Genomic DNA, 2,784 nt, shown 5'->3' with positions numbered 1-2,784 from the left:
GTCGATCTCGTCGAAGAACACGATCGCGGGCGCGCCTGTCGCGCCCGGTCGAAGAGGTCGCGAACCGCCTTCTCCGACTCGCCGACGTACCGGTCGAGCAGCTCCGGCCCCGCCACCTGAATGAAGTTGACGCCGCTCTCGCCGGCGATAGCCCGCGCGAGCAGTGTCTTCCCGGTGCCCGGCGGGCCGTGCAACAGGATACCGGTCGGCGGGTCGGTGCCGGCGGCCTCGAACAGCGGGCCGTACGAGAGCGGCCACGTCACGGCGCGCTCGAGCTTCGCTTTCGCGTCGGCGAGCCCGCCGACGCACCGAAGTCCGTCGTCGGCTGCTCGGCGACGTACTCGCGCATCGCGCTCGGCTCGACGGCGGCGTGGGCCGCCTCGAAGTCCGCCCGCGTGACCCGCACGTCGTCGAGCGCCGCGGCGTCGTCTTCGCGGGCACGCCGTAGCGCCGTCAGCGCCGCCTCCTGGGTGAGCCCCTCGATGTCGGCGCCGACGAACCCGTGAGTCCGGGCCGCGATCCGGTCGAGGTCGACGTCGTCGGAAAGCGGCATCCGGCGCGTGTGGACGTCGAGTATCTGTCGGCGGCCGGCCTCGCCGGGGACGCCGATCTCGATCTCGCGGTCGAAGCGGCCGCCCCGCCGGAGCGCCGGGTCGATGGTGTCCACGCGGTTCGTCGCCCCGATCACGATCACGTCGCCGCGGGCGTCGAGCCCGTCCATCAGCGAGAGCAGCTGGCCGACGACCCGGTTCTCCACGTCGCCGCCGTCGTCGCGCTTACCCGCGATCGAGTCGAGCTCGTCGAAGAACACGATCGCCGGGGCGTCCTCGGCCGCGCGGTCGAACACCTCGCGGAGCCGCTCCTCGCTTTCTCCCTTGTACTTCGACATGATCTCCGGCCCGTCAACGGTGATGAACGTCGCGTCGACCTCGTTGGCGACGGCGCGGGCGATGAGCGTCTTCCCGGTGCCCGGCGGCCCGTGGAGGAGCACCCCCTTCGGCGGGTCGATCCCGAGCCGGGCGAACACCCCCGGCTCCGAGAGGGGGAGTTCGATCGTCTCGCGGACCAGCTCCAGCTCCTCGTCGAGCCCGCCGATGTCCTCGTAGGTCGCGCCCGCGGTGTGGTCTTCTGGCGGCGACTCGCCGCCCGCGTGACGGCCGTCGGTGCCCGGTGGCCGACCGTCGGTGCCCGGACGACCCGACCGGGTAGACACGTCGGCGTCGTCGAGCCCTCCGGATCCGCCGGCGTCAGTCGACGATCCCGCCGTCGACCCGCCAGTACCGGCCGACCGACCGCCGCCGTTCCCTCCCGCGTAGGTCACCGAGACGTCCGTCCGCTCGGTGATCCTGACCGTACCGGTGGGGGCGGTCTCGTCCACGACGAACCGGATCCCGCCGAGCCGCTCGACGTGGACCGCCTCGCCCGCGGCCACGGGTCGGTCGCGGAGGTCGCGGGCGAGCGCGCGCTCGACCACCTCTCTGTCGACGTCGACGTCGGCGAGCCCTTCCGGCGCCACGAGGACGACGCGGTCGGCGTCGAGACGTCGACGGGTGCGACCGTGACCGTGTCGCCGACCTTCACGCCGGCGTTCGCGCGGGTGTCGGCGTCGATGAGGACCGAGCCCTCCTGGGCGTCGGCGCCGCCGGGCCACACCTTCGCGACCGCGCTCCGATCGCCGCGGACCTCGACGGTGTCGCCGCTGAGGAGCCCGAGCCGCTTGCGGGCGGACTCGGGGAGCCGGGCGATACCCCGCCCCGCGTCCCGCTTCTCGGCGGCGCGCACCGTGAGCCGGAGCCCTGCGCTCTCGTTCATGCGCGTCGTTCTCGCCGCCGACCCTTTACCCTTGTCCGCGACCGCGCCGCCGACCGCAACCCCCTTCCCTCGGCCGGCCCCCCTCGGAGGTATGCAACCGACGGGACACCTGCGCGGCAACGCGGTCCGCGTCGGCGGGGACGCCCGCCAGCGTTTCTACGACTCCAGAGGGTACGGCCGACCGCTGGAGGGCGACGAGATCGCGCTCTCGCGGGTCGAGGCCGCCCACCTCCTCTTTCGCGGGGACCTGTCGGGCGTCGTCCTCGACGACGACGCCCCCGCCGACACCGAGGTCGGCTTCGAGCGCTTCTTCGTGGCGAGCGCGGCCGCCGCCGATCGGTTCGCGGTGCGATATCTGGTGTACGCCGACCTCCGCGACCGCGGCTTCTACCTCTCGCCGGCCCGTGACCCGTGGCCCGGCGGCGACGCCGCCGTCGCCGACGCGGTCGACTTCGTCGCCTACGAGCGCGGCTCGACCCCGGACACCGGTGACGTGAAGTACCCGGTCCAGGTGGTCGGCGAGCGCGAGTCGATCCCGGCGGCCGGGCTCGCGGGGCGCACCCTCGCGGTCGTCGACGAGGAGAGCGACATCACGTACTTCGCGGCCACGGAGGGGCGCATCGACGGTGCGACCGACTACGAGCCGCCCACCGACCTTCGTGGCGTGCTCCTCGCCGACCGCGTCGTCGTCTGGGACGCCCCCGAAGCCCTCTACGAGCGCGGCTTCTACGGCCAGCCGCTCTCCGGTCGAGCGGCCGCGGTCGAGGGCGCCCTCCAGCTCTCGCTCGTCGAGGCCGCGGCGCTGGCGGCCGACGACCGGCTGTCGCTGTCGGCGTCGGTGGACGCGGCGGGCGCCGACGGCCGCGGCGGCACGGCGCCGGACGGTCCCGCGGCCGCCGATCGTCGCCCGCGGACGGGCGGTCGAGGGCGAGCCGCTTCGACCGCCGGCTCGTGGCGTACGAGCGCCTGCGC

Annotated in this window: 2 pseudogenes; one reads left to right on the top strand and one right to left on the bottom strand. The window is 74.2% G+C overall.

What is annotated here, in order from left to right:
* Window positions 1–1,812 (bottom strand): annotated as a pseudogene (locus tag GJ633_RS15560) (AAA family ATPase); the annotation flags it as partial.
* A gap of 91 nt (window positions 1,813–1,903) precedes the next feature.
* Here GJ633_RS15560 and GJ633_RS15555 point away from each other — a divergent pair.
* Window positions 1,904–2,784: pseudogene (locus GJ633_RS15555) on the top strand (tRNA-intron lyase); the annotation flags it as partial.

This window comes from Halorubrum sp. CBA1125 (assembly GCF_009742825.1).
Classification (GTDB): Archaea; Halobacteriota; Halobacteria; order Halobacteriales; family Haloferacaceae; genus Halorubrum.
The sequence above is the reverse complement of the archived record's forward strand: the minus strand, read 5'-3'. Positions and strand labels throughout refer to the sequence as shown.